22 protein-coding genes and 1 pseudogene are annotated in these 26,024 nt (G+C 40.1%); 6 read left to right on the forward strand and 17 right to left on the reverse strand.

Annotated elements, in window-relative coordinates:
- Window positions 1-22: 22 nt before the first annotated feature.
- Window positions 23-541: a DUF3267 domain-containing protein gene (locus tag ACMX2I_RS16445; protein WP_148964159.1), complete on the forward strand. Its 519-nt coding sequence runs from the start codon at window positions 23-25 to the stop codon at window positions 539-541.
- Between the two features lie 341 nt (window positions 542-882).
- Here ACMX2I_RS16445 and yhzE2 read toward each other — a convergent pair whose 3' ends face one another.
- Together yhzE2 and yhzE1 are read right to left on the reverse strand one after the other, a co-directional pair.
- The gene (gene yhzE2 / locus ACMX2I_RS16450) at window positions 883-969 is read right to left on the reverse strand and encodes a sporulation protein YhzE2 (RefSeq protein ID WP_032681524.1); all 87 of its coding nucleotides are present in this window, start codon (window positions 967-969) and stop codon (window positions 883-885) included.
- Window positions 970-1,093: 124 nt separating this feature from the next.
- Entirely contained in the window at window positions 1,094-1,180 is an 87-nt protein-coding gene (yhzE1, locus tag ACMX2I_RS16455; RefSeq protein ID WP_003327753.1) for a sporulation protein YhzE1, read from the reverse strand.
- Between the two features lie 159 nt (window positions 1,181-1,339).
- Between yhzE1 and ACMX2I_RS16460 the strand changes: the two genes are divergently transcribed.
- Window positions 1,340-2,203 carry a peptidylprolyl isomerase gene (locus tag ACMX2I_RS16460; protein ID WP_414957512.1) on the forward strand — a complete coding sequence of 288 codons (864 nt, stop codon included), beginning with the start codon at window positions 1,340-1,342 and terminating at the stop codon, window positions 2,201-2,203.
- Between the two features lie 40 nt (window positions 2,204-2,243).
- On the opposite strand, the gene ACMX2I_RS16465 is transcribed toward ACMX2I_RS16460, so the two are convergent.
- The 6 genes and pseudogenes from ACMX2I_RS16465 to ACMX2I_RS16490 all read right to left on the reverse strand — a co-directional run bounded on the left by ACMX2I_RS16465 (window position 2,244) and on the right by ACMX2I_RS16490 (window position 11,412).
- Entirely contained in the window at window positions 2,244-2,456 is a 213-nt protein-coding gene (locus ACMX2I_RS16465) for a sporulation YhaL family protein (protein ID WP_202328493.1), read from the reverse strand.
- Between the two features lie 125 nt (window positions 2,457-2,581).
- Window positions 2,582-3,526, reverse strand: coding sequence for a 3'-5' exoribonuclease YhaM (yhaM, locus tag ACMX2I_RS16470; RefSeq protein WP_087991237.1), 945 nt, complete (start codon window positions 3,524-3,526; stop codon window positions 2,582-2,584).
- Between the two features lie 78 nt (window positions 3,527-3,604).
- A complete protein-coding gene (locus ACMX2I_RS16475; protein ID WP_414957514.1) occupies window positions 3,605-6,502 on the reverse strand; it encodes an AAA family ATPase in 2,898 nt (965 codons plus the stop codon).
- 4 nt (window positions 6,503-6,506) lie between these two features.
- Window positions 6,507-7,733, reverse strand: a complete 1,227-nt coding sequence (locus ACMX2I_RS16480) for a metallophosphoesterase family protein (RefSeq protein ID WP_414957515.1) — start codon at window positions 7,731-7,733, stop codon at window positions 6,507-6,509.
- A 653-nt stretch (window positions 7,734-8,386) separates the two neighbouring features.
- Window positions 8,387-8,606: pseudogene (locus ACMX2I_RS16485) on the reverse strand (transposase); the annotation flags it as partial.
- A gap of 172 nt (window positions 8,607-8,778) precedes the next feature.
- Complete coding sequence (locus tag ACMX2I_RS16490; protein WP_414957517.1) at window positions 8,779-11,412, reverse strand: glucosaminidase domain-containing protein; 2,634 nt, start codon at window positions 11,410-11,412, stop codon at window positions 8,779-8,781.
- A gap of 264 nt (window positions 11,413-11,676) precedes the next feature.
- On the opposite strand from ACMX2I_RS16490, the gene ACMX2I_RS16495 reads away from it, so the two are divergent.
- Window positions 11,677-12,498: a glycosyl transferase family 2 gene (locus ACMX2I_RS16495; RefSeq protein ID WP_414957518.1), complete on the forward strand. Its 822-nt coding sequence runs from the start codon at window positions 11,677-11,679 to the stop codon at window positions 12,496-12,498.
- Window positions 12,499-12,520: 22 nt separating this feature from the next.
- On the opposite strand, the gene ACMX2I_RS16500 is transcribed toward ACMX2I_RS16495, so the two are convergent.
- The 8 genes from ACMX2I_RS16500 to ACMX2I_RS16535 form a co-directional block, all read right to left on the reverse strand.
- On the reverse strand, window positions 12,521-15,220 hold the full coding sequence (locus ACMX2I_RS16500) for a glycosyltransferase (protein WP_414957520.1): 2,700 nt from the start codon (window positions 15,218-15,220) through the stop codon (window positions 12,521-12,523).
- A complete protein-coding gene (locus tag ACMX2I_RS16505) occupies window positions 15,220-15,990 on the reverse strand; it encodes a hypothetical protein (protein ID WP_333518313.1) in 771 nt (256 codons plus the stop codon). Before ACMX2I_RS16505 ends, ACMX2I_RS16500 begins: the two co-directional genes overlap by 1 nt.
- An 84-nt stretch (window positions 15,991-16,074) precedes the next feature.
- The gene (gene wecB, locus ACMX2I_RS16510) at window positions 16,075-17,184 is read right to left on the reverse strand and encodes a non-hydrolyzing UDP-N-acetylglucosamine 2-epimerase (RefSeq protein ID WP_289346820.1); all 1,110 of its coding nucleotides are present in this window, start codon (window positions 17,182-17,184) and stop codon (window positions 16,075-16,077) included.
- A gap of 66 nt (window positions 17,185-17,250) precedes the next feature.
- Window positions 17,251-18,528: a nucleotide sugar dehydrogenase gene (locus tag ACMX2I_RS16515; protein WP_414957522.1), complete on the reverse strand. Its 1,278-nt coding sequence runs from the start codon at window positions 18,526-18,528 to the stop codon at window positions 17,251-17,253.
- A 49-nt stretch (window positions 18,529-18,577) separates the two neighbouring features.
- Complete coding sequence (locus ACMX2I_RS16520; protein ID WP_414957524.1) at window positions 18,578-19,867, reverse strand: glycosyltransferase family 4 protein; 1,290 nt, start codon at window positions 19,865-19,867, stop codon at window positions 18,578-18,580.
- Between the two features lie 5 nt (window positions 19,868-19,872).
- Window positions 19,873-21,081, reverse strand: coding sequence for a glycosyltransferase family 4 protein (locus ACMX2I_RS16525; protein ID WP_414957525.1), 1,209 nt, complete (start codon window positions 21,079-21,081; stop codon window positions 19,873-19,875).
- Window positions 21,082-21,713: 632 nt separating this feature from the next.
- The gene (locus ACMX2I_RS16530; RefSeq protein ID WP_414957526.1) at window positions 21,714-22,973 is read right to left on the reverse strand and encodes an ABC transporter permease; all 1,260 of its coding nucleotides are present in this window, start codon (window positions 22,971-22,973) and stop codon (window positions 21,714-21,716) included.
- The gene (locus ACMX2I_RS16535) at window positions 22,966-23,862 is read right to left on the reverse strand and encodes an ABC transporter ATP-binding protein (protein WP_414957528.1); all 897 of its coding nucleotides are present in this window, start codon (window positions 23,860-23,862) and stop codon (window positions 22,966-22,968) included. The genes ACMX2I_RS16530 and ACMX2I_RS16535 overlap by 8 nt, the downstream gene beginning before the upstream one ends.
- A gap of 133 nt (window positions 23,863-23,995) precedes the next feature.
- Here ACMX2I_RS16535 and ACMX2I_RS16540 point away from each other — a divergent pair, with 133 nt between their 5' ends.
- Window positions 23,996-24,181 carry a YhzD family protein gene (locus ACMX2I_RS16540; protein WP_148964143.1) on the forward strand — a complete coding sequence of 62 codons (186 nt, stop codon included), beginning with the start codon at window positions 23,996-23,998 and terminating at the stop codon, window positions 24,179-24,181.
- Window positions 24,182-24,201: 20 nt separating this feature from the next.
- Here the strand turns inward: ACMX2I_RS16540 and ACMX2I_RS16545 are convergent, their stop codons facing one another.
- A complete protein-coding gene (locus tag ACMX2I_RS16545; protein WP_414957530.1) occupies window positions 24,202-24,969 on the reverse strand; it encodes an enoyl-CoA hydratase in 768 nt (255 codons plus the stop codon).
- Between the two features lie 177 nt (window positions 24,970-25,146).
- Between ACMX2I_RS16545 and ACMX2I_RS16550 the strand changes: the two genes are divergently transcribed.
- On the forward strand, window positions 25,147-25,464 hold the full coding sequence (locus ACMX2I_RS16550) for a hypothetical protein (protein WP_148964141.1): 318 nt from the start codon (window positions 25,147-25,149) through the stop codon (window positions 25,462-25,464).
- A gap of 56 nt (window positions 25,465-25,520) precedes the next feature.
- Complete coding sequence (gene khtT, locus ACMX2I_RS16555; RefSeq protein WP_087991231.1) at window positions 25,521-26,018, forward strand: K(+)/H(+) antiporter subunit KhtT; 498 nt, start codon at window positions 25,521-25,523, stop codon at window positions 26,016-26,018.
- Window positions 26,019-26,024: the final 6 nt, after the last annotated feature.

Raw genomic sequence — 26,024 nt, forward strand, 5'->3', positions numbered from 1 at the left:
GATGTATGGAAGGATGACTTTAATGAATTGCTGGAAGACCATAAATCTCATGAAGGATTATGGCGCCGTTCGCATCATATTAATTGCTGTATGTTTTATGATTTTGGTTTTTATATCTACCTTTTTAGCATTTGAGCTGCTGCGGCCCGGCACAAGCTTAAGCGATGAATATGTACCTGTATTCGGCGGATTGCTCGTCTTTATTTTATTTGCACATAAAGTCATCCATGTCCTGCCGATCATCTGCAAAAAAAGAAAATCAGAAAAAAAGTTTTCCATATTGCGCATGCGCGCATGGAAACGGATACCAAAAACGACTATGCTGATTTCACTGGTAAGCCCGTTTTTGCTGATAACGCCTGTATTGTTTTACGCTGCGCTGGCTTTTCCAAATCATGCCCATTATTTCTGCATGATTTCGGGCATTCATGCCGGCTACTGTCTGCCTGACTTCTTGCTGGCCCTCAAGCTGATACAAGCGCCGAAAGCCGCTTTTATTGACCAGGAAGCAGACGGCTTGGATATTCTTGTTGAAAAGTAGCCAAACCTTGTCGCTAGTAGCGATTTTTCAATTTGCATTCTATCTTTTTTAATAAATATTTGGTAATGTAATATGGGACAGTTCAGAGAGAGGGGGAATCTCCCATCATTTTATTCTATTTTATCGTGGCTGCCATGTTTATTTTATATTTCATAAACAGGCTCACCAATACACTATGCCTTGTCAGAGAGATTCCTGAAGAGCGGCAGGATAAGGTATTTCGATTTATCAATGTATCTATATTAATTTTACTGATCTCTTCATTTGTGGAGATCTCCTTTACTGTGTAAATATGAAAGAAAGCCTAGCTGCTGATTCAGCAGCTAGGCTTTTTATTTTGATTAGCACAGCCAAGAAGCACCGATGATAATCAATAAAATAAATAACACAACCAATAAAGCGAAACCGCCTGCAAATACTTCACCCATCTTAAAAAGCACCTCCTGTAAAAAGCTTTATTTTCCAATTACATCTTATGCAATTCATGATTGAAACGATTAGGCGCTAGTGAAAATAAAGGATCGCTTATCTAACAAGCGATCCCCTGGTTGCTTAGTAGATGTAAGCTGCACCTACGATGATAAGCAAAATGAACAGTACTACAAGCAACGCGAAACCGTTAGAGTATCCTCCGCTCATGTTACATACCTCCTTTTCTTGATCAATATATAAGTATGCCATCAGCAAAAGTTTGACTAGACGAATGCCCTTTATTTAAAATCTTTTTACAGAAAGCCACAATGTGTTATGATACGCTTAGGTAATTTAATTTGGAATGATTAGGAGTGTTTGAAAACAATGAAAAAAATCGCAATAGCAGCTATTACCGCGACAAGCATCCTCGCTCTCAGTGCTTGCAGCGGAGGCGACAAAGAAGTCATCGCAAAAACAGACGCAGGCGATGTAACCAAAGGCGAGCTTTACACAAACATGAAGAAAACAGCTGGTGCAAGCGTCCTGACACAGCTAGTGCAAGAAAAAGTATTGGACGAGAAATATAAAGTGACAGATAAAGAAATTGACAACAAGCTGAAAGAATACAAAACACAGCTTGGCGATCAATATACTGCCCTCGAAGACCAATATGGAAAAGATTACCTCAAAGAGCAAGTAAAATATGAATTACTTACACAAAAAGCGGCTAAAGATCAAATTAAAGTAACAGATGCTGATACCAAAGAATACTGGGAAGGCTTAAAAAACAAAATCCGCGCAAGCCACATCCTTGTCGCTGATAAAAAGACAGCTGAGGAAGTAGAGAAAAAGCTGAAAAAAGGCGAGAAATTTGAAGACCTAGCAAAAGAATACTCTACAGACAGCACTGCATCAAACGGAGGCGACCTTGGCTGGTTCGCAAAAGACGGTATGGTGGAAGAATTCAGCAAAGCTGCATTTAAATTAAAAACAGATGAAGTCAGTGATCCTGTCAAATCACAATACGGCTACCACATCATCAAAAAGACAGAAGAACGCGGCAAATACGATGACATGAAAAAAGAACTGAAATCCGAAGTTCTTGAACAAAAACTAAGTGACAGCACAGCCGTTCAGGAAGCTGTTCAAAAAGTTATGAAGAAAGCTGATATCGAAGTAAAAGATAAAGATCTGAAAGACACATTTAATACTTCTTCAACAAGCGAGAGCACTTCTAGTTCTAAATAATAAAAAAAGCTGTGCAGGCTCATCGAGCTGCACAGCTTTTTTATGCGATGGAATGGTTTTGATTTTCGTCTTCAGGCTGCTGAGAACTGCGGCGCTCTCTCTCCTTTTCCATCCTCTCCATATATATCTGCCCTTCTTTTTCAATAAAGGACTGGTCTGCTTTTTCTTCCTCTTTTGCTGCCGCCACAATTTTATATGCACTGAAAATGATGCCTACAATACAAAGATACACCCACCATGGAAAAAATAACACGGGCTTCTCCTCCTTTTACATAGATTCTTTATTCTTAAATCTATGCGGGAATGAGACGAGTTATGAGCGCCAAAAGCGCATAAAAAAGGACTGACCTGAATGGTTCAGCATCAGCCCTTTTTTGATTATTTGTGAAAAGCCGGTTTGTAAAAGGAACGGTTTTCCAGTGCAAATACACGTTCAGTGTACTCGCCTGGTTTCACGCGCTCAAGCGCTCTGTCCATCATATTCATTTTGGCATCAAGGTTGTCTATATAGTGCAGAATTTCCGCTTCTTTCACCATCGGCGGCTTCGGGCTTCCCCACTCCGCTTTACCGTGGTGACTCAAAATCAAGTGCTGAAGAATTAACACCTCTTCAGAATCAATTTGAAGCTCTTCAGCCGCTTTTGACAGCTCTGTGACCATAATCGAAATATGGCCGAGCAAATTGCCTTCGACCGTATACGAAGTGGAAACAGGGCCGGACAGCTCTTTCACTTTTCCGAGATCATGCAGGATAACACCCGCATAAAGCAGATCGCGGTCAAGAGACGGATATAAATCCGCAATGGATTTCGCCAAATTCAACATAGAGACAACATGATACGCTAAACCGGAGACAAACTCATGGTGATTTTTCGTAGCCGCCGGATAATCCATAAATTCTGCTTCGTGTTTTTTGACTAAAAACCTTGTAATCCGCTGGATATTCGGATTTTTCATTTCAAATATATATTGAGTGATGGTGTCCATCATTTCATTTTTCGGAATGGGCGCGGTTTCTAAAAAATCATCAATATTGACGTCTTCATGCTCGCTCACTGGTCTGATATTTCTCAGCTTCAGCTGGGTGCGCCCGCGGTAATGGTGGACATCCCCCACGACCTTCACAATCGTCTGCGGCGCATAGGTCACTTCATCACTTTGCTTGGCATCCCACAGCTTCGCTTCAATATCGCCTGACTGGTCTTGCAGCATCAGCGTTAAAAATGGTTTCCCGTTGCTCGCAATCCCTTTCGTCAAGGATTTAATCAATAGATATTGGTCCACCTGTTCGCCAACCTCATGTAGCATAATCCCTTTAGCCATTCTATTAAAGCTCCCTCCGTATCTTATCTTACATAATACCAGTATATCACATACCGATTTACAGCTATAGAACCTCTTTTATGACACCAAATGAATGATTTCGCTGCTTTTAAACGCATCCTTTACATGATCATGACATGTAAAATACAAAATCTGCCTACCGCCTTCACATAAATCATAAAGGACGTCTAATACACGTTTGAGCCTTTCCTGATCAAAATGAACAAAGCTGTCATCAAGCTGAAATGGAAGCCTTGACCCATCCTGACGCGTAACGGCCAGAGCAAATCGGATCGCTGTATACAGCTGCTCACACGTCCCCTGTGACAGCTCTTCCGCTTGATAGACCGTTCCATCACAATGCATGACCATAATGGAATCATCCGTTTCGGAAAAATAAATCGTTTGGTAGCTTCCGTCAGTCAGCGGGCGGAAAAATTCTCCGGCCGTCTCTAGAAGGCGCGGGAGTTCGACTTTTTTATGCCGCTCCAATTTGTTTCTGATCACTTGTTTGATCATTTGGATCGAGGCCCATTTTTTAACGGTGTCTTTCACACGTTCTTTTTGCATTTCGGTTTGCAGCTTGAGGTCTGAGACCAACCCCGAAGCCTCTAACTGTTCCTGTTTGACAAAGAGCAATGCGATTTGGCTGCGAAGCTGTTGGATCTCCTCAGTCAGCCGCTCTTTTCTTTCCTTCTCAATTAATTGCTTGTTTTTCAATTCAGAAAGCGTATTGGAATCCGCCAGTTCAAACTCAACCGGGTGTCCGCTTTGAAGCTGCGCGTTTACATGATGAAGCTTGTTCTCCGTATCCTTCAGTTGCCTGCTGACCTCAGCTATTGCACAAAACTCATTTCTGTCTTTTGCAGCCGCCGCGGCAAATAACTGTTCGATCTGGGCTTCAAAATACTGAATTTCTTGTTCCAGCTCCAGCAGCTGTTCCTTTGTATAATGAATATCTGTTTCAATTCCTTTTCTTTGTTTCTCGATTTCTTTTTCACGTTCAACGTTTCTCCGCAGTGTGTGAAGGGCGTCCGAGATGGACATATTCTGATTCTGGTCTGCAGGGTGAACCATGCTGACGCGTTCTTCGAATGTTCGCCGGCGCTTTTTCAGCCTGCCTGCTTCAATTGTCAGCTCATGCTTTTTCTTCACGTCTTTTTTGACATCCTTCATTAAGCTGTATGCATCAAGCAAAAAAGACGGATCTTCCATGAATCGGAGCTCCTTCATAAAACGCTCGACCTGAGTAAAGGACGGGGCCATATCGGTTTCCCACTGTTCAAACTGCTGGATGACCCTTTCATAAGCAGCCTCTTTTTGCTGGAGCACTGCCCGCTGTGTGATGAGATGCTGTTTATTGCGGTCATCCTCCCATAACGCTTCTCTCAGCGCTTCGGCTTCTGCCGGCGACATGTCCGTCACTGGCTGTCTCGTCTCCCGGCTGTTTCGGGAAGACGGTGTTTTTTTACCTAATGCAAGCCAATACACAATAAGTGCAGCGCCGATGCTTATGGCGGGAATCCATTGCTGCAGCAGCAGAAAGAGAACGATGAACAACATACCAGCTGCAATGACAGTCTTTTTCTGTTTAACCTGCTGCCTTTCAAAAAACTTCAGCTGTTCTCGCAGCTTCGCTTGCTCTTGATGCTGCCCCTGTGCTTCATCATATGCTTTAAGGGCCGATTCTTTATCTTTTCTATCGCTGTTTTCAAGGGTAGCGGACGAAGCGGCCTGAACGGCCTTTTCTGCGTCTTCCAGCTCTTGCCGGGCAAGTTCAAACGTCTCATCAAGCTGCCGTTTTCTGTCTCTTGCCTGCACATATTGCTGCACCGCCTGCTGTAGCTGCCATTCATAGTCATATGACGTGTTCATATTCAGGAGTTCATTTTCATCCGTTTTATTGAGCTGTTCCAGCCCTGCCGCTGCCTGCGCGGATGACTGGCGCAGCTGTGCCTGAATGGCGGCGAGCTGTTCTCCGCAGGATTGGTACATATGAAACGCTGCGGAAAGCTCTTGTATCAGCGTTTCTTTCGCCAACATTTCTTGATCCGGATTAAGCTTTTGCACCTGTTTGTCCAGCTCCGCCATCTTCACTCGAAGCGCCTCCGCCTGTGCGGATTTCGGGTGAAGATGAAATTCATATTTTTCCAGCTGGTGCAGCCCGTCAGCCGGAAATTGTCCCGCCTGTTCCGGATATTGCGCAATCGCCTGTTCGAGCGCCGCTTTTTCATTTAGCAGCGGCTTCAGCTCAATCGCCCCCTCAAACGATCGGATATGTCCTGCCGCCTCTTGCAATTCGGTTTCTGCGGCTGCAAGACGGGATTCGAGCGTTCTTTTTTCTTCAAGAAGCTGATGATAACCCGCTTCCTCTGCTTCAGCCTGTTTTAGCTTCGCTGCCAGCTGCTTAAGCGTTTCCAGCTCTTGATTCAATTGAGGATTTCGCCCGTTTGGTTTATAGAGGATTTCGCTTTCCTTTGTCAGCCGTGAATCAAGCTTAGATACAGCTTCAGCGCCAAACAAGCTGGAAAACAGCAGAAATTCCCCAATCTTGTCCCGATTAAAGGCGTGAATTTCCTGCAGCCCGAATACATCAAATGAATAAATGGCTTTATACAGCGCCCTGTCCGTGCCTTGAAACAGCTTCTTTAAAACATCTCCCTGCTTCACTTCGCCGTTTTCTGTGTACACTCTTAGCTTTTCGGCAGTCCCTTTCGTCCGTTCGATCCTCAACACCCCATATTCGGGATGTTCAGCTTCAAGAACACCTCCGTAGACACCGCCTGTTTTCGGTTCATATTTTTTCGTTTTCGGAAAACCAAACAGCATGCTTTCAATAAATGACATCATCGTCGTTTTTCCTGCCTCATTTAATCCGTAGATTAATTGGACAGGCGAGGCGGAAAAGTGAAAGGTCCGATTGGAAAATTTCCCGTATTGGTAGATATGTAAAGATTTAATTCGCAAAGCTTTCACCGCCTCATGTTTCAAGCACCTTAAGCTGTCTTTTCAATAAAATCTGTGCCTGCTCTTTTATTTCCTTTAGCTCCTCTTGGCTAAACCGGTCCGCGTGCCTTCTATACACAGGATGCCGCTCAAGCCCCTCCAGCACAGCTGACAGATCGCCGCGGTCAATATCTGCAAATAAACCGCCAAAAAAAGGATCAAGGCTTGTAAGGTTTGTTTCATGTTCTGTCTCGTCTTCCAATGAGAGCGGCCAAATGAAGTGTTCTTCCTCCGCCTCTTGCTCCTGAAAAGCTTCAAGAAGCTCATCCAAAGTGCCTCTCGGCGCCTCCAGCAGCCATTGTGGTGCGGTCCCTTGCAACACGAGTCTGACACAAACAGGGCTCCCCTTTATCCGCAGCTTCGAAAACGCGTCCTCAATCATTTGGAAAAGGGCGGTCACATTCTTTGCCTCCGTCACATCAACTGCCGCTTTTTCCCACAGGACATCATGCGTTTTCTGGAAGTCATACGATATGTCTCCGCTGGCCACACGAACGAGATAATAGCCTTTGTCTCCCGTCTCCTTCATATGGCGCGCTTGCGTATTTCCCGGATAGATGACCGCCGGGTGCTCGGCAGAAAGAATCTGGCGTTTATGAATATGGCCAAGCGCCCAATAATCCATCCCGCTTTTCACGAGATCATCATATGTAAACGGGCAATACGGATCGTGTCCTTCAGCTCCTGACAGCGTGCCGTGAAGCATACCGATATGAAACGGCGCGTCAGTCGACCTCCGATAGCGGACGGCTTGGTTTTCCGTCACGGCTCTCTCCTGATAACTGAAGCCGTAAATGCTTGCCATGCGCCTGCCTTCCTTATAAAACGATTTTTCTTCAGGTACAGCGGACGAAAAAATATGGACATTCTCAGGCCATTCAATCGGCGTCCACTCCCCGCCAAGATGATCGTGGTTCCCAAAGATCACATAAACTGAAATCCCGCACTCTCTGAGTCTTTCAAACTGCTTTCTTAAAAAGAGCTGGGCCTTTAAACTTCGATTGGCTTCGTCAAACAGGTCCCCAGCCAGCAAAATGAAATCAACGTTTTCTCTCACTGCGGCATCTATCATATGTCTCACGCTTGCAAACGTGCTTTCTTTGATCCGGGCAAAAATCGGTTCCGGCAGATGCGATATCCCGTAAAACGGGCTGTCGAGATGTAGATCTGCCGCATGAATAAAGGTTAGATCCGTCAACATTCTGCTCCTTTCCAGGATGAAGTACCCTTATTTTAGCACCGAATTCTTACGAATGCACGTTCTGTCAAATAATAACCACTGTTTATCATCGGTGGACAGACTGTCTTGAAAACTTAGATATCTATATTGATCCTAAACTATAGAAAAAACAGAAAAACATAATATCAAGAAAAAACGCATTCAATTTCTAGAAAGGTAAAATTGGTCAAGACAGTTACTAAATAAAGAATCGGGATATCTTTTTTGAGATCGAGAGAAAGGATTGAAAAAACGAAAAACGAGGAATTCTTAAAAGAACGGAGTAAGAAACATCCTGAAGCTACTGAATGAAAATAAAGCGAGTGAACGCTAAAACAATGCAAAAAACTCTCAAAATGTGTAAGAGAGAATGCAGTCTGAAGTCATCAAAAAAAATTTTCTAAGAAAACCATTCTACCCAATTGTTTGTTTAGGAAGCTGCTAAACATTGATGAAAAACAGTTCGAAAACGAGAAAAGGTGAAGAATACGTCATCTAGACAACTGTTTAAACAGAGATATTAGGCCCTCCTCGCCTTCTCGAATAAAAAAATAGTTCTTCCTCCATCATTTACATATAAGGGTTTTTCCTAAAAAATTACCACCCGTGATAACGGGTGGCTGCGGCAATTAAACTGCTTTTTCTTTTAAATAACCCACAAATGCCGATACGCTTATCTTTGGCGGTATGCTCACTAACTTATGGATATGATCTTTTACATGCTGTTGCTTCGTTCGGCGCCTTTCCTGTCACATAAGGTTCGAAGTATTTAATTTTCCCATAAATGACTTGCCTTCTATGGTGATGCTTATAATTCCATGTTGTATGTGCTAAACTGTTAGTTTCTTTTGACATAAAAAACTCCTCCGTATGTTGATATTTTGGTTGGCGAACCAATAGTATTTTAGCACCCGGGGGAATTTTTCTTCATACAACGCGCTGAAAGCTTTTTGGAACCCGAGGCCTAGTCTAGGGTTTTCTTTTTCAAAAAAGAGACCAGACGCTTTTATGCATCTGATCTCTTTCCTTACTTATACTTAGGAATGTCATAATATAACGTATAATTATCAAGAAGTGTATACAAGCTGTACATACGATTTACTTGCTTATAAGCCCAACCGATATCTGTCGCATATTGATGACTCGCTGTTGGAGCCCATCTCATTTTAAACAGTGTATCCTGTTGAAAACCGCTTCTGTGGATGTAGTTTTTACCGATCAATTCCGCTCCGCCGATGATTGCCTTTTCAGGAGTATCCCACCCCTGCTCATAGGCTGTTTTAGAGCCACATGATACCGGACAGGAATCATATGCACCATATCCATACATATTGTAAACAGTCTTACCGTTATATGTGACACCATTGGCTAATTCAGAGGTTCCATTTCCTGTTTCCAAAAGAGCATGGGAAATCAAATACAATTCGTTGATGTTGTATTTTTTGGATGCCCCAACAAACGCTGCACCTTTGCCTTCAAGAATTCCCTTACCATTTAAAATCTTGGTATTGATTTCACTGGCTGATAGACCTGCATATTGTGACAGTTTTAAATACTGGAAGTAATATTTACTGTCTATCGAAAAATTATTCGGATTGATATAATACCCGGTCTCATCTTCACTTGCATTTCTCCAACCAAGGTTGATTTTCGCCCAATTTCCTTCTGTACCAATTACACTTACTTTATCACCTTTTTCAAGAAGCCCAATAATGTTGTTGCTTGCCACTTCCGGAGAAGATCTCACATTTAAGAAGTCCGCCGTTACAGTACTATTTGCCGTATTAATATAAGTAAGTGATACATAACCCGGCGAGTCTGTCTGTGGATTTACACTCATTTGCTTTTTGAGCATATCATTGAAGGTCAGGCCATAATCAGTATACATAATTTGAGGACCGTCTTTTATTTTGACAATGTTGACGTTCCATCCAAAGTCCTTTTTAATTTGACTGGCTATTGATGAAGCTTTGTTATATCCCTGAACATTATCAATTATGATTTTATAAAGATATTGTTTTTCGCTAGTATAACTGCTCCACCAGCCCTTTTCTTTAAAGAAAGCCTGTGCTTTAAGCAATTCATCATACGACAAAGTCATCCCAGTTTCAATTCTATAGCTAGAATAACCAGTTTTCTCAGTATTAACGATTGTAGCCCACCAACCATTATCCTTAAAGAAATCCAGTCCTTTTTGGGCCTGAGCCTTACCTAAGACCTGATCGGACACTACCCGATATGATGAATATCCGGTGTCACCAGTCTTTTGATAGCCGACATACCATGAATTCTTTTTAAAAAACTCCAATCCTTTATTTACCTGATCCATTCCCAGTACCGGATTGGAATAAATTTTAAAGCGAGTATAACCCTCTTTACCAGTATCCTGATAACCAACGTACCAATTGTTAGCTTTGAAGAAATCTAACCCTTTAGCAAGCAAAGAATCACCAAGAATCGGATCGGAATAAATCTTAAATTTAGTATGTGCTTGTTCCCCAGTTTCTTTATAAGACACATACCATGAATTCTTTTTAAAGAATTCCAACCCTTTGTTTACAGTGGTCATTCCAAGCACGGGATCGGATATGATTTTGTAGCGCTCATACGTTTGTTTATCACTTTTCGCTGTTGAGAACCACCAGTTTTTCTCCGTCATATGCCGCTCTGCCTTTTCCCGATCTGCAGAATTGAGATCATGGAATAGAATTCTGAATGAAGTTGAATTCGGCACTTGTTCATACTCAGCAGTTAAGTTGATAGCATCTTTAATCTCCTGAATATACTTTTTGACAAGAGATTCGCTCCCAAAACCGCCGGTTCTGATGTTGTAGTAGTCGACAGAATCTCCCACAGGCTTTACATGGCCTTTAATGCCTGTCTCAGTCACAAATTTCTCAAGATTGGCTTGTGTGGCAGACTCACTGCTAAATCCGCCGCTTGTCAGAATATAATATTTTTCGGGATCGCCAACTGGCTTATATGTCCCATTGATTCCGGTTTTCTGTTGGAAATCACTTAAAATATTCTTTACTTTTGACTCATCGTTGAATCCGCCGCTTATCAAAGTGTAATACTTTTCAGGATCGCCGATCGGTTTATATGTACCTTCAATTCCTGTTTTAGTCTTAAAATCATTTAAAATAGCCTTTACTTTAGTTTCGCCGACGAATCCGCCGCTGATTAACTGATAATAGTAATCTTTAGTCGTATTGATAGGTTCAACAGCTGCAGAAACCCCGGTCTCCTTTGTAAAAGACTGAACGACTGATTCCGCCCTAGATTTATCTGGAAAGCCGCCGCTAGACACATAATAATAATAATCTTTCGTCCCGATTGGCACGTAATCAGCATTTATACCTGTGTTATTTTCAAACTCCTGCAGTCCTGTTTTAACACTCGATTCTGTAGGAAATCCACCGGAATACATGTTGTAAATATTCCTATATTCGTTTGTTTTTTGATATACTGCATCCCAGCCGGTGTTTGCCTTCAACTTTTGCAGATTCTTTTCAGCGTCTTCCTGCCCAAGAAACTCAGCGGACGTTTCTACTTTATATGTAGAAGTATCTGTATAGCCCGATGATTTATTGACAAAAACAAAACTCAACGTGCAGATAAAAAACACAGCAACAGTAAACTTTAAAGATACTTTTTTCATTAGACTCCCCCTTTCTTCTTTTATTAATCTCTCATTTTTTCATATCGGCTTATACAATAGTTTGTTTAAGCGACATTTACGAGTATATCAAAATTTTGAACAACGGATGATTTTTTTGAACAATTCAAAAAATGTAATGAGAGCCCTGACGTATGGTCTCAAAAATAAATTTTCATCTTTACTGTTTAAAAATTAGCAGACCTTGACAAAAATAGTATTATATATATATGATCTTTAAAAGAAAATAAATACCGAGGGGACTATATGGACATCAAAAAAACATTCACATCATTAGAAGATTTATCAAAGGAAACTATAGTCTTTGATGAGAAATTCCTATTAATTGTAGAGTTTAAACAGGTGAAGTTTGAGTTTTTTCTGAATATAAAATCATCTTCTGACACTTTATTAGTTCTTGGCTCCGGCGCTATAGATCCCAAAAAACATTCACTACCTGTTTTCCACAGGCATTCATGGGCTGACGAAATCGCGTGTTCAACCATATTTTATAATGACCCAACCCTTTATTTAGGAAATATAAATATCGGCTGGGGTCAGGGAGATAAAGAACATTTTTATTTAGAAACCATTTCAGAAATTATTGTAAAAATTTCTGAAATAATAAAAATACAGCCGGAAAAAACCACTTTTTATGGAAGCTCCGCCGGGGGATACACTTCTCTTTTCCTCAGTGGCATGATTAAAGGCTCTACCGCATTAGTTAATAACCCACAAACAATTGTGAGTAACTATTATCAAAGCCATGTTTTGAAAATGCTCGAGACATCTTATAATAAAAGAGACTTAGAAGATTTTCCACAGCATTTAAAATATAGGTTAAGCATTCCGGAGTTTTACAAAAAAATTAATTATATTCCCAATATCATTTATTACCAAAATTTAGCCTGCGAACATGATGTTAACCGGCATTTTCATCCCTTTTTTAATCAGCTGTTTGAGCTCACCAAACAAAAACCTTATATAAATAAAATTGAATGTCACTTTTATTATGATGAGGAAAAAGGGCATAATCCTATGAGTAAAGAGGAGACTTTAGCTATTTTAAATAAAAGATTAACAAACTAGGTAAGGGGGAAGCCCCCCTTACCTAAATTTCTGACTCTAAGAAACTTATTATATCTTGATCTTTCCAATTCATTCCTTCATACAACCTCAGTATTTGCACTAGAAGATCTTTTGCTGCGTCTTTTTCCTCTTCATTTACCATGGCCAATTTAACCATATACCAATTCTTTACATAATTCTCAAGCCGAATATCTTGATAATCCTTTAATAGTCCTTCTTTTTTCAGCCAAGCAATTCGCCCTTTTTCAAGTAGCATATATCGCTCAAAAAATCTTTTGTTTATATTGTTAACTGAAGAATTTTCGACCATTGCATAGTAAATATGAATAGGTAAATCAATCACTTTAAATTCCCTTGATGAAAGAATCATTTCATGAAAAACGAGAGTATCCTCTCCTATTGCCCCTTCAATCATCTTTATTCCGGAATTGACAAGCCATTCTCTGTTGGCGACAAGGGCTTGCATGCTCATTGCCTTAAAATAAGTCTTTTTGAGAAATTCCTCATGTGGCTCCTTCCGAGATGCTCTGCCGTTATTAAATCCCATCATGGTTTTGTAGTAGGAAAATAACTGCTCTTGATCTGATAATCGAACCATATCACCAATTACCATGTCATATGAAGATCCTTTCGCTTCCTGTAAAAGAGCGGCATACCCATCATTAATCGCTTCATTATCTGGATCCAGATAGGTTATCCATTCTGAAGAAGACAAATCTAATCCTTTATTTCTCGGCCTTGACGCACTTCCGCTGCCTCCTTGCGGATAAAAATACGTTTTAACATTTGGGTATTTTTCTTGCAACCTTTTAACAACATAAGGTGTATAGCCATCTGTTGAACCGTCGTCAACTATAATAATTTCCATTTCCTCAAAAATACTGCTTCTGGATAGACTTTGAAAACATTTAAATCTTAAATGCTCCCCATTATTATAAGTCGGTACAATCACCGAAATTTTATATGATTTGTTTTCTTTCTCCTGTTTACATTTTGGATCAGTCAAGATCTCTAAAGGGTCCACGCTGTATCCTTTTAACAGTTCACCAGGTTCCATATCTTTTAGCGTTTGCCACTCAAACGCTTCTCTCCAGAACACCGTACGGTGACGATCTTTCATCTCATCTACATAATGGTGTTCAATCCCGGGAACATACTCTTGAGAAGAACGATAGTACGCATCTTTTGTAATATAATCTGAATCTGTGTATTTAAAACCGTTGACCATGTCCTCGAGATAAAATTCTCCGTAACGGTAATCTACATCGAAAAATGCAACCATATCATGCTCTGCATAAATTTGTTCAGTCACATCTTTTTCTACCATAAATGTTTTATATTTATAAGATTGACGGTTGAATTGCTCTCTCATTTCAGATGTATCTTCTTTTGCGACTACAAGCACTTTTTTATTTAATTGATACTTTTCAAGTCCTGTAATTTCCGCAATTTTATTTACTCTGTCAAATGCCGTTTCGCCGTTCAACACTTTTCTAACGCCTTGCATCTGCAGTTCATATATTTCATTTGCGGATAATGAGTTTAAGTAATCCGTCAATTCTTCTCTAGAAGGGGCCAGAAAAACGTTTGGATATTTACTATTTATTCCGATGCTGTAATTGGATAATACAACCGTGCCCATTGCCTGCAATTCATATACTCGGTTGGCAAACATAGTGTTGCTGTCTTTTACAGAATTTAAATTCAATGTGAAATCATACATCTTATGAATTTTTTGCAAAGTTTCATGATCTGTAGCCGGCACAACGTAAGGAATATATTCCTTTGGGTAAAAATGAGCTGGAAGCTGTAATGGAAAATTTCGGTCAATGATAGTTAACTCACGGCCCGTATCCAATACACCATCAAAGAGAATTCGGCTGTCATGCTGTCTGTTGGGATATTTATGATACCATGACCCTGCAAATAGTATATCCTGCCTTCTGAACAATCTTGTTCCGATTGGGTTATGATAAATTGGGTTAACACCAAACTCCAATACATCAAACGTCTTTGCTGAAGGACAATCTCTTCGGTAATCGTCAAGGACTTCTTGGCAAGTAGTAAAGATATGGTCTGCTTGCTGAGCCAAGTCTATATAAAACTCATAATTAACTGGGTCTTCTTTTGAATAGAAGGCAATCGGAATATGTTTGCTTCTATAAAATTCAATAATGTTGCGAACCTGATCTCGAATTTTTTTTATTTTCGGATTTCCAAGGCCTTTCCATGTTCCATCAAGCCCTCTCCATGCAGTGGCAAGAACAAAGATATCGATTTTATCACCGAAATTCTTGTAATTTTCAAAAGTAATATAATGAAAATTCGCAGCGTCCTCTAAACTTTTAAATAAAAATTCATCTGCAATAATTCCAATTTGAAGATCAAGTTTTTTATAATACCTTGAACCATTACTGTCCGGAAGTTGCTTAATTTGTTCCTGAATTTCATCATAATAACCTTTTTTGTGGTTTTTCTCCAAAAACTTCAAATAGGCTTCCTTTTCAGATGGTGTCATTATGCTATTTTGAGAAGAAGTTGGCTTATTTTTAGCCGCTTGGCTGTTTCTTAAGGTTGATAGCTTATTTTTTCTATCCTTTAATACAGCTAAGCTCTTTTTATTGTTAAACTCCTTTATAGCAGCGTTATCAACCGCAATTTCTTTTGTCAGTCTATTTATTTTTTGTTTAATGGTCATAAGACGTTGATCAATATTCGACATCAACGGTTACCTCTTCTTTTTCTGAATTTCCAATAAAAAAGGGTTAAGCGTCCTAATTTTGAAGAAGAGAGTGCTTGATAGCGCTTCTCAAGATACTTTGTTTGATTGTCTATCTTTTTTTGATGTTGCAGCAATTTTTCTTCTTTTTTATATGACTCAACAAGCTCTTTCTTCAGGGCCGTTAATTCGCTCAAAAGGGAAGATATTTGTTTTTCGTAAGGCTGAATTTGTTTTTCATCATGTAAATGAAGAAAATCAATTACATTACGGATTGCCTCTGATATATCGTTAACGGCTGTTTCTTTGGAATGCTCTAATTTCAAGCCCAGCCAATTGTGCCCCCTTTGAACTTTCACACGTAAACCAAGATGGTAAGATTTTATAATTAGAGCAAGGAGACGATCTAGGTTTATATCTTTTATAAAAGTCCATAGTACAAATCTTCCATTCGGTGATAAATATGGTGTAAGCCGTTCAATATATCTGTCTGAATCAAATACCATCTTTGGGAGAGCTCCCAATAGAATGGTGTCGAACGTTTCAAGACCTGCTTCTTTCTCTTCTTCAAGGTCATTTCTTAAATACATCACTTTTTTTCCAATTGCGGACAAATATTCGTTGCCAAGATTACTAGACCTCACTGCAATAAGAACGTGGTCCCCCACAGCTGATGTATATTCCCACTTGATTGGATTGTTATCGTCCAATTGTAAAAACTGGATCGCTTTTTCATCTTCTTTCTGAGCTGCTTCTGAGAAAACAGGTTTCAAAACATCTTCATCCCTTTCTGCGTAAGTGAGGGAATATAAAATTAATTCCGTGATAGTCTGCCATAAGGCAGACTATTGGATATTTCATGAAAAATATTGTAATAGAGCTTCAACAATGCGCTTAGATGCATGTCCATCTCCATAAGGGTTTGAAGCCTTAGACATTTTTTCATATTCTTCCTCATCTGTTAATAACTGTTTCGTCAACTTGTAAATGACTTCTTCTTCTATACCCGCAAGTTTTAATGTCCCTGCTTCAATTCCTTCAGGCCGCTCTGTCGTATCCCGCAAAACAAGCACGGGCTTACCTAATGAAGGGGCTTCTTCCTGCACTCCACCTGAATCAGTTAAAATCAAATATGATTTTGAGGCAAGGTTGTGGAAATCTATGACTTCCAAAGGTTCAATTAAATGAACCCGATCTAAGCCACCCAAAATTTGCTCTGCTGTTTCCCTAACGACGGGGTTTAAATGAACCGGGTACACAACTTGAATGTCATGATGCTCTTCAACAATTCTTTTGATAGCACGAAACATATTTTCCATAGGTTCACCTATGTTTTCTCTTCGGTGAGCAGTTAAAAGAATCATTCGGTCATTACCTAGTTGATCAAGCACTTCATGATGGTAATCACCTCGGACAGTCGTTTTTAAGGCATCAATCGCAGTGTTTCCCGTCACATAGATTTGTTCAAGGTCTTTGTTTTCCTCTAAAAGGTTTTGTTTAGACTTTTCTGTAGGCGCAAAATGCAAGTCTGCAATGACACCCGTAATCTGGCGGTTGATTTCTTCAGGAAAAGGAGAGTACTTATTTCTCGTTCTCAGTCCTGCTTCTACATGCCCTACAGAGATTTGATTATAAAATGCGGCAAGACTGCCAACAAAAGTCGTTGTTGTATCACCATGTACAAGAACGATATCAGGTTTTTCCTGAACTAATAATTCATTTAATTTCGTCAGTGCCCTAGTAGTAATATCTGCTAGTGTCTGCCGGTCCTTCATAATATCCAGATCAAAGTCTGGTTTAATACTAAAAGCACTCAGAACCTGGTCAAGCATCTGCCTATGTTGTGCAGTAACTGTGACCAAAGATTCAATATGATCAGGATATTTTTTAAGTTCAAGGACAAGAGGAGCCATTTTTATTGCCTCAGGACGAGTCCCGAATATGGTCATAACTTTTATTTTTTTCAATGCTTTTACCCCCGCTTAGAGCTATTTGGTCTCATATAGTTGTCTAAAAAAAACAATGTGCCAAATTTAGATCAGTACTGCTTCTTTTTGAATAAACTCATGCAGACTTCCTAAATTGATATATTTAAAATCTTTAGAACGATTTTTCACAATGTTTTTTGTATCAAATATTTGCTTCGTAGACATGTTTGATAACCGATCCCAGTTTAATTTTTTAAATTCATCATGATCGGCTAGAATTAAAATTAAATCGGACTCTTTCACGGCTTCTTCGACATCATTTATTACAAAATCTCTTTTCACATGTGGATCATATGCCCTTACTTCATATCTTCCCTGTTCTTTTAATAATTCAAAGATTTCCATTGCAGGGCTTTCTCTAATATCATCTACATTTCCCTTATAAGTTAGACCAAATACAGTAATCGTTTTTCCATTTGTTTTCTCTAGCAACGCATTTACGTTGTCCGCCACATAATACGGCATTGATGTATTAATGGAACGTGATAGATCAATCAGCTTAGCAGTTTCAGGCGCTTTGGCCACGATAAAGTATGGATCGACCGCTAAACAATGTCCGCCAACACCCGGTCCAGGCTGATGTAAATTGACTCTAGGGTGTTTATTTGCCATTTCAATGACGTCATGAGCATTGATTTCGAGTTCATTACACACTTTTGCAAGCTCATTTGCCAAAGCGATATTTACGTCTCTAAACGTATTTTCCATCAACTTTGACATTTCCGCCGTTTTAGCATTTGTTTTTATAATTTCACCTTTGACAAAGGTGCTGTAAACTTTTGCTCCCTCTTCTGTGCAGGCCGGGGTTATCCCACCCACAATACGGTTATTATATATCAATTCGTGAAGAATCTGGCCTGGCAGCACTCTTTCAGGACAATGAACTAAATACACATTCTCTCCGATAACGAAGCCTGCCTGTTCCACAAGAGGTTTTATATAGTCATCCATACTTCTCGGCCCGATCGTCGATTCAACAATAATGACATTTCCTTTTTTTACAAAGGGAAGAATAGTCTTAACTGCGTCAAGCACATAAGTTAAGTCACAAGATTTATGTTCATCGTTTCGATTTGGGGTTGGCACAGAGATAATAAACGCTTTTGCTTCTTCCGGCATCAAAGACGCCTTAAAATTGCCTGCTTGAACCACTTCATTCAAAGCTTCTTGAAGCCCCGGCTCTTCAATATGGATGGTACCAGCGTTTAAAGAATCTATTACTTCCTGCTTAACATCAACACCTACTACTTCAACATTATGCTTTGCGAACATAATAGATGTAGGTAATCCAATATAACCAAGACCCATAGTACAGATTTTCATATATTATATGCTCCTTTTCGATACTAATTAACTAATTATGATATAAAAACTAGGCTAAGCGATTTTCACAAAAATTACTATAAACTCTTAAAAAAGCGGTTTTTTCTTGTTCCCAGTTATAGAGATCTCTTGCTTTTAGGCTATTTTTCCTTAACTCTTCTCTTAATTCAGGATTGCCCAGGAGCTGATTAACCCCCTCGGCAATAGAATCCGAGTCATGGGAATCTACTATTACGCCGGTTCCCTCCCCTTCTGTCACCCTCCTGATTTCAGGAAAGTTACATGCGACTACTGGAACTCCGGCCATCATATACTCAAATAGTTTGTTAGAAGATGCAGAATAGTGATTAAAACAAACATTATTTAAAACTTGAAAACCCAAATATGCATTTCTTGTATACTTAGGAAGGTCATTTAATGGAACTTTGGGCAGGAATTTAACCCTATCTCCAATATCCAATTCCGCAACCATTCTTTCTAAATCAGGCTTTATTCGGCCATCTCCAATAAAAACAAGGGTGCCTTCATTAAACTGCGGAGTCGCTTTGACAAGATTTTCAAGCCCTCTCCCTGTTTGTATCCCCCCCTGATATAACAGTATTTTTTCATTTTGAGGGAGGTTCAATAATTTGTGGAGATCAATTTTTTCCATAGACTCTATTTGCTTAAAAGGATAGTTATGAACGACATAGGGATAAAACCCATAAAGAACCTCATTGTACTCCGCTCTTGTATGGTTTTCGACAATCATGGCATCTATTTTTTTAATTAAAAAAGCTTCCATTTTTCCGTAAAAACTACTATCGTATCCTGTTCTGCTAGTTTGAACTTCATGTGAATCATAAATCAGCTTTTTTTTCTTTAGGCGAAACTTTGAACAAATGTAGCCTTGAGGAAGGGTATTTAAATCATTTGAATGATATAAATCATATTTTTTATTAAAACCTTTTAAAATCATTCTTAGGATGATACTTCCTCGGACGAAAGCTGTTTTAAGTTTCGTTTTGAGAACAACAAAAGCAAATAAAGTGCACACAACCGCAGGAATTGGCAGGAAATAAATCACTAACAACCATAAAAGAAAAGCCAAAAGCAACAGAGATTTGAATTGTCTTACTTTTTGAAAAAACATCATGCTATCAGGGTATCTTTTTACACGGTGAACGCGAAAATGTTGATTGTATTCTTCAAAAGCTTTCAGATCAGGGTTTTTCGGATCGTCGATACAAATTAAGTCTACATCATAGATATTTTCAGATAATGCCATACATTCTCTCATTACCCTAGCGTCATTTGTGAAATGATTCCAGACAAACATACAAACTTTCGTTCTCATCATTATTATCAACCTTTGGTAATTTTATCTATCACATTTGTTAACTTATTAATATTATTTTCCCACAAGAAATTTTCTTCTATAAATTTCCCGCAATTCTGTTTCATCATTCGCAACAACTCAGAATTATGATGAAGCTTCAAAATATAATCTACCATTTCATCTACTGATTGACTGTTTGTAACAAATCCTATTTTTTTGTCCTCGATCAATTTCTTAGGATAGCCTGACAATGAAGCTACAACAGGAAGTTTACAAGTTAAATAGTCAATTATCTTTCCAGGCAAAACGGTTTCAAAAACATTAGAATTATTTAGTATGGCGATTCCAACATCACAGAGAGCCATTTGATTTAAACAGTCTTGCCTCCCCATCGGTTTCAGAAGTTTTACATTTTTAAGTTCATGGCGATGAACGAAGTCCGCAAAGTTCTGGTTGTGAACTCCATAACCGATAACAGTTAAAGAAATATTATAATAATCAAGCTTTTCAGCAAGCTGCTTTAAGATTGTGACATCTTGGGCTAGGCCGATATTGCCTGCATAAACTACGTGAAATGTTGAAGTTTCTTGACGCTCTCTTAACACTATCTCATTTTTTCTAGCTGCATTCGGAAGAAACATCAATTTTTTAATTAAATCTTCTGATTTATTTTTAAAATGAGTTATAAATCCTTCACTGTTGATAATGATATGATCTGCCTTCCGATATAAAGCAGACTCTATTTTTTCAAAAAGCCAAATGATTAAAGAATGATGAAATACACCCACACCTTTTAGAGATTCTGGCCATAAATCCCTTACATCCAGCAACATTCTTGCTTTATACCTGTATTTCGCAACCAATCCGACAAAGGCTACAAAAATAGGCGGAGAAGTAACAAACACAATGTCAAATTTTTTTTTATCCTTTGTGACATAAAAAAACATCTTAAACATAATCTCTAGATAATAAAAAAGACGACTTAAAAGGTTGGTAGAATATTTTTTGTTTTGTACTGACAATCGAGTAATGTTTTGATCAAAGTCGATCTCTTGTTCATTCCATAAACAGTCTTGCGAATAAATTTCTCTGGAAGGATAGGTTGGCTCAGTAGTCAAAACTTCTACATGATATCCTTTTTGTTTAAGCATGAGGAACATGTTCTTCATACGGTTACCCGCACTGCCGATTTCAGGATAAAAATTTTGTGTAATCATTAAAATTTTAAATTTCAAAAAAACTCCCCACACTTCTACAAAAAATTAAATACAAATTTTTATTTTTTTAAATTATCCACCACCCAAAAGATAACAAATAAGTCATAGACATACCAAATAAAACAGATTCATATAATTTTGCCAGTCTATCAAGATTATAATATTTATAAAACGACAATTGCAACAGGGGTTTACGAATTTCGACATAATTCTTATATGCTTTTTTAGGAAATTAGAATCACGAAATGAAAATTAAATAGTCACTTAGACCCTCAAATTACAGATACAATGCACATCAAAATTCATCAAACGCTTATAAGGACTGCTTTTCTTTTGGATAAATTTACAGGTGAAATGAATAAACGTGGTCAATCGCTACATAAATGAAAGCAAGAGTTGAATGAGATCTCAAATCATATCGGAGTTCACAAAAGTAAACTTCAATATTGGAGTCAAATACAAATTTTAACCAGACCATTATAAGCTAGACATACTTCACTATTTGGCATCTTAAGGTCTGAATTTCTGTACCTAAATTTAAGGGCACCTAACATTTTAAGCACGACCTTGAATTAGTCTAGAACAAATAAAGGTAAAACTCAAAGGCATGAGTCCTGTAAATCCGAACTCATGCCCAGGCTGTTTTTCAATCAGTTTTTCGCTAAACGAAGCGCTTGTTTGATCGCTTTGAACGCGCTTGAATTGCCGTAAATCAACACACCGCCTTTGTAAATTCTGGCGCCGATGACAGCCAGTATGACAATGGTGAGCAGTGTGATTCCGATACTGGCAGCAGCCTGCCAAAACGGAATATCAAGCATGCCAACGCGCAAGAACATAATCATTGGCGTAAAGAAAGGAATAAACGAGGTTACCGTAATAAATCCTGCGTCAGGTGCATTCAAGCCGAACATCGCAATCATAAAACCGGCGACAACCAAAAGTGTCATTGGCGTGATCGTTTGCTGCACGTCCTCTATTCTGCTGACGACACTGCCGAGAAACGCGGCGAGTGTCGCGTATAAAAAGTATCCGAGCAAAAAGAAAATCACAGCATAGATGACAGTGGCTGCTGAAACGTCGGTCAGATTAAGGAATCCTCCGACAGATGAAGCTGTTTCGCTCGTTTTGTTCAGCTTTAGCGACAATGAGCCAGCGGCTATGATGACAGCAAGCTGCGTCATTCCGACGAGCCCGATGCCAAGCAGCTTTGCAAACATCTGCTGGATCGGCGGCATGCTCGAGATCAGGATTTCCATGACACGCGAGGATTTTTCGGTTGCGACCTCCATCGCAATCATACTGGCATACATAATGACTGAGAAATAAATGACAAACAGCATGATGTAAACAAGCCCCGCTGTCTGGCCAAGCTCTTCCTCAGACTTTGCCCCCTCTTTCAGCGTCTCCTGTCCGACAGTAACGGGCGCATAAAGACTGCTGATCGTTTCCTGCGAGACACCGAGATCCGCTGTTCCGACAGCCGTTTTGGTTTGCGTCAGCGCCTGCTGCAGCGTATGGTACGTGCTATCATCAGAAATCGTTAACGCTTTATAAGTTCCTGAAATGGCCCCTTTTTCATCTCGTTTGATGATGAGCATGCCATCGAGCGCTTCATCTTTGACTTGCTTTGTGACCTCATCCTCCGATTGCTTCGACTGCTTCACATCTAGACCGCCGTCTGTATCCACCGCTTTCAGCTGGTTCGAGAAAATCGGATATAATTCGTTTGTTTCATCAACAACGGCGATTTTTTCTTTCGTATCATCACCTTGAAACATAGAAATGATCGACTCCATATTCGTTACAACTAAAACAAGCAGTACCGTGATGACAGTCGAGATAATAAAGGATTTTGCCATTATTTTATTTTTATATGTATGAGAAAGCATGAGCCAAAACTTATTCATAGACGGCACCCACCTTTTCTATAAAAATATCGTGCAGTGACGGCTCTTCAAGCTCAAACTTTCTAATAAACCCTTTTCCTTGGAGCATGGCAAAGATCTCTTGAGAAATATCTTCATTAGCGATCTGCAGCTTGACGCCGCCAGCCGTTTCCTTCCATTTGAGAATGTCTTCATGAGACTGCAAAAAACGCAGATCGTCATCGGAGTGGATCGTGACATTCTTCTTGCCGAAGGACCGCTTGATCTCCTTCAGCCTGCCTTGCACAACCGGCTTCCCTTTCTGTAATATGCACAGGTGTTCACAAAGCTCCTCCACATGCTCCATCCGGTGGCTGGAAAATAAAATAGAAACACCGCTGTTTTTAAGAGAAATGACAGACTCTTTTAACAGCTCAACATTGACAGGGTCCAGACCGCTGAACGGTTCATCAAGGATCAGCAGCTCCGGCTTATGCAAAACAGCCGAAATGAATTGGATTTTCTGCTGGTTTCCCTTCGAAAGCTCTTCCACCTTCTTATTCTCGTAATCTGTTATATTGAAGCGTTCAAGCCATGTGCCGAGCTCTTTTACAGCCTCCTGCTTCTCCATCCCTTTTAATCTGGCAAGATAGACAAGCTGATCTTTCACCTTCATTTTCGGATAAAGGCCCCGCTCTTCCGGCAAATAACCGATTTTGTTGCTGATATTGTAATTCACAGGACGGCCTTTCCAGCTGATTGAGCCCTCCGTAATGCTTAGTAAACCAAGGATCATGCGAAACGTCGTCGTTTTTCCCGCTCCGTTTGCGCCTAAAAGACCGAACATTTGCTGCTCCGGAATGTCTAAGTCCAATCCGTCAACAGCTTTATAATCTCCAAATGTCTTCGTTACGTGATCAATCTTAAGCACCAAATCTCCTCCTTCCCTGACCCATTATATACTAATTTTGGATCAAACTTAATAAAGGATTTTGAATTCTTTTTTAGAATATAAATATAAATGAAGAAAGACTGATAAACCTTGAAAATGGAGGGGAAACCTGATGGCTGATTATTTCCTTACAGCTTTTGATCCTTCGGGGGAAACACTGGTTAACGAGCGATTTGAGGCAGAAAATGAAGAAACGGCTAAAATGCGTGGTGAAGCCCTATTAAAAGAAAAAGAGCTGCACAGTCACACCCATCGTGTAGTCAATGCAGCCGGAAAGCTGATTTTGTTTCATAGATGATCAGCTTTCCGGCTGATCTGTTACGCTTGAAACTTAGGCTCTCGTTTTTCCAAAAAGGCACGGATTCCTTCCTGGTGATCCTTGGTCCTTCTCATTTTCTCTTGGGCGCTGCGTTCAAGGGCAAGCACCTTTTGAAGTTCTTCAAGCTGGAGGCTTTGAAAGATGGCTTTCGTTTCGATCATCGCCAAAAGAGGCGAGGCCAAAAGGGTTTCAATAAAGGGTCTTGCGCCTTCCGCAGGGTCTCCGGCAAACGTCCCGTCAAGGAGGCCCATATCGGCGCTTTCCGCGGCGGAAATTTTTTTCCCGCTCCAAATGAGCTTTTTCGCCTTCGCTTCCCCAATTCTTTTCTTCAGCAAATAATGCCCTCCGCCGTCCGGAACAAGCCCAATGCCGATAAAATTCATCGCGAGAACGGCATTTTTTTCCGCGAGCACAATGTCAGCGCAAAGCGCCAAACTCAGACCCAGTCCCGCAGCAGCGCCGTGAATAGCTGCAATTGTCACTTTCTTCATCTGATATAATGACAGAGTGACAGCCTCAATCGTATCCATCAGCCGCTTAAATTGATCAGGGTCATGCTCTGATGTCATCATCCGAATATCTCCGCCAGCTGAAAAGCCTCTCCCGGTTCCTCTCAGGAGAACGATGAGCGCCTCGCTTGCAGCCGCCTTTTCAACCGCCTCCTTCAGTTCAGACAGCATCTGTTCATTCAGGGCGTGATGGGCTTCAGGGCGATTCAAGATAATCTCCGCAACGGTTCCATTCGATTCATATTGAATAAACTCCATGTGAAGCACCTCCATGTATGCGTTTTCTTTTTTCTTTCTCCTATACATTCCCCGCCATCCTCTAATAAACCTTTTTATTTTTCAAGATCAATAGATACTGAAAAATGCATATTGTTTGAGTGGAAACATAAAGTTTTATATAGTGAAAGAGGGCTATTCGAAAGGAGGAGAGGAAGCATGGATAAATTGCTTGTCAGTTTACTGTTAAGTTTATTTGTGGTGTACTTTCCCCCTTCGGACGTCGTTCTGCCTTCCCAGCTTGAAGAAACCACTGACAGCTATGTGCCTATGTCCTCATATCCGCAGGAAACACAGTCGGCCAAAACGCCATCGCCGGGCAGCCTGTACATCGCAGAGCTAATCAAAGAATACAGTCCGCTGGCGCTGTCTGTCAGGCAGCTGTCTGTCAAACCCCTTGACGAACCGCTGATAAACAGGCTGGAAAAGGTTTGCGCCGTCCCTGTCAAATACCAGTCTAATTACCTCCGAATATAAATGTTCTTGTTTGTAACTCACCCCATTAGCCAACACTACATTCGGAGGGATTTTCATTGAATATTAAAGAAAACGATCTGCCGGGCATCGGCAAAAAATTTGAAATCGAAACGAGAAGCCACGAAAAGATGACCATTATCATTCATGATGACGGAAGAAGAGAAATTTACCGGTTTCATGACCGGGACCCGGATGAGCTTCTTTCCAATATCTCATTGGATGATTCCGAAGCAAGGCAAATTGCGGCTATTCTCGGGGGCATGGTCTATAAACCACAAGCACTGGAGTCGATCGAAATGGCCTTCAGCGATCTCATTATTGAATGGTTTAAGGTTGAAAAAGGCGCCAAATCGATCGGGCGAACACTCGGGGAGCTTGATGTCCGCCAGAACTGCGATGTCACTGTGATCGCCATCATCAAGCACAGCCGGGAAAAACTTTTAAATCCCGGGGCAGACTCGGTTATTGAAGAAAATGACACACTTGTCCTCTCAGGTGAAAGAAAGCATCTGAAGAAACTGATTCACGATTTTCTTTCTGGAGAGGGCGTGTAATCGGCC

The organism is Bacillus sp. SW14 (genome assembly GCF_047608225.1).
Lineage (GTDB): Bacteria > Bacillota > Bacilli > Bacillales > Bacillaceae > Bacillus > Bacillus subtilis_G.

What these genes read in the sequence shown, in the direction of transcription:
- ACMX2I_RS16445 (WP_148964159.1), top strand. Translation starts at nt 23, where the DNA reads ATGAATTGCTGGAAGACCATAAATCTCATGAAGGATTATGGCGCCGTT.
- yhzE2 (WP_032681524.1), bottom strand. Translation starts at nt 969, where the DNA reads ATGGGTGAAGTATTTGCAGGCGGTTTCGCTTTATTGGTTGTGTTATTT.
- yhzE1 (WP_003327753.1), bottom strand. Translation starts at nt 1,180, where the DNA reads ATGAGCGGAGGATACTCTAACGGTTTCGCGTTGCTTGTAGTACTGTTC.
- ACMX2I_RS16460 (WP_414957512.1), top strand. Translation starts at nt 1,340, where the DNA reads ATGAAAAAAATCGCAATAGCAGCTATTACCGCGACAAGCATCCTCGCT.
- yhaM (WP_087991237.1), bottom strand. Translation starts at nt 3,526, where the DNA reads ATGGCTAAAGGGATTATGCTACATGAGGTTGGCGAACAGGTGGACCAA.
- ACMX2I_RS16480 (WP_414957515.1), bottom strand. Translation starts at nt 7,733, where the DNA reads ATGTTGACGGATCTAACCTTTATTCATGCGGCAGATCTACATCTCGAC.
- ACMX2I_RS16490 (WP_414957517.1), bottom strand. Translation starts at nt 11,412, where the DNA reads ATGAAAAAAGTATCTTTAAAGTTTACTGTTGCTGTGTTTTTTATCTGC.
- ACMX2I_RS16495 (WP_414957518.1), top strand. Translation starts at nt 11,677, where the DNA reads ATGGACATCAAAAAAACATTCACATCATTAGAAGATTTATCAAAGGAA.
- ACMX2I_RS16500 (WP_414957520.1), bottom strand. Translation starts at nt 15,220, where the DNA reads ATGTCGAATATTGATCAACGTCTTATGACCATTAAACAAAAAATAAAT.
- ACMX2I_RS16515 (WP_414957522.1), bottom strand. Translation starts at nt 18,528, where the DNA reads ATGAAAATCTGTACTATGGGTCTTGGTTATATTGGATTACCTACATCT.
- ACMX2I_RS16520 (WP_414957524.1), bottom strand. Translation starts at nt 19,867, where the DNA reads ATGATGAGAACGAAAGTTTGTATGTTTGTCTGGAATCATTTCACAAAT.
- ACMX2I_RS16530 (WP_414957526.1), bottom strand. Translation starts at nt 22,973, where the DNA reads ATGAATAAGTTTTGGCTCATGCTTTCTCATACATATAAAAATAAAATA.
- ACMX2I_RS16540 (WP_148964143.1), top strand. Translation starts at nt 23,996, where the DNA reads ATGGCTGATTATTTCCTTACAGCTTTTGATCCTTCGGGGGAAACACTG.
- ACMX2I_RS16545 (WP_414957530.1), bottom strand. Translation starts at nt 24,969, where the DNA reads ATGGAGTTTATTCAATATGAATCGAATGGAACCGTTGCGGAGATTATC.
- ACMX2I_RS16550 (WP_148964141.1), top strand. Translation starts at nt 25,147, where the DNA reads ATGGATAAATTGCTTGTCAGTTTACTGTTAAGTTTATTTGTGGTGTAC.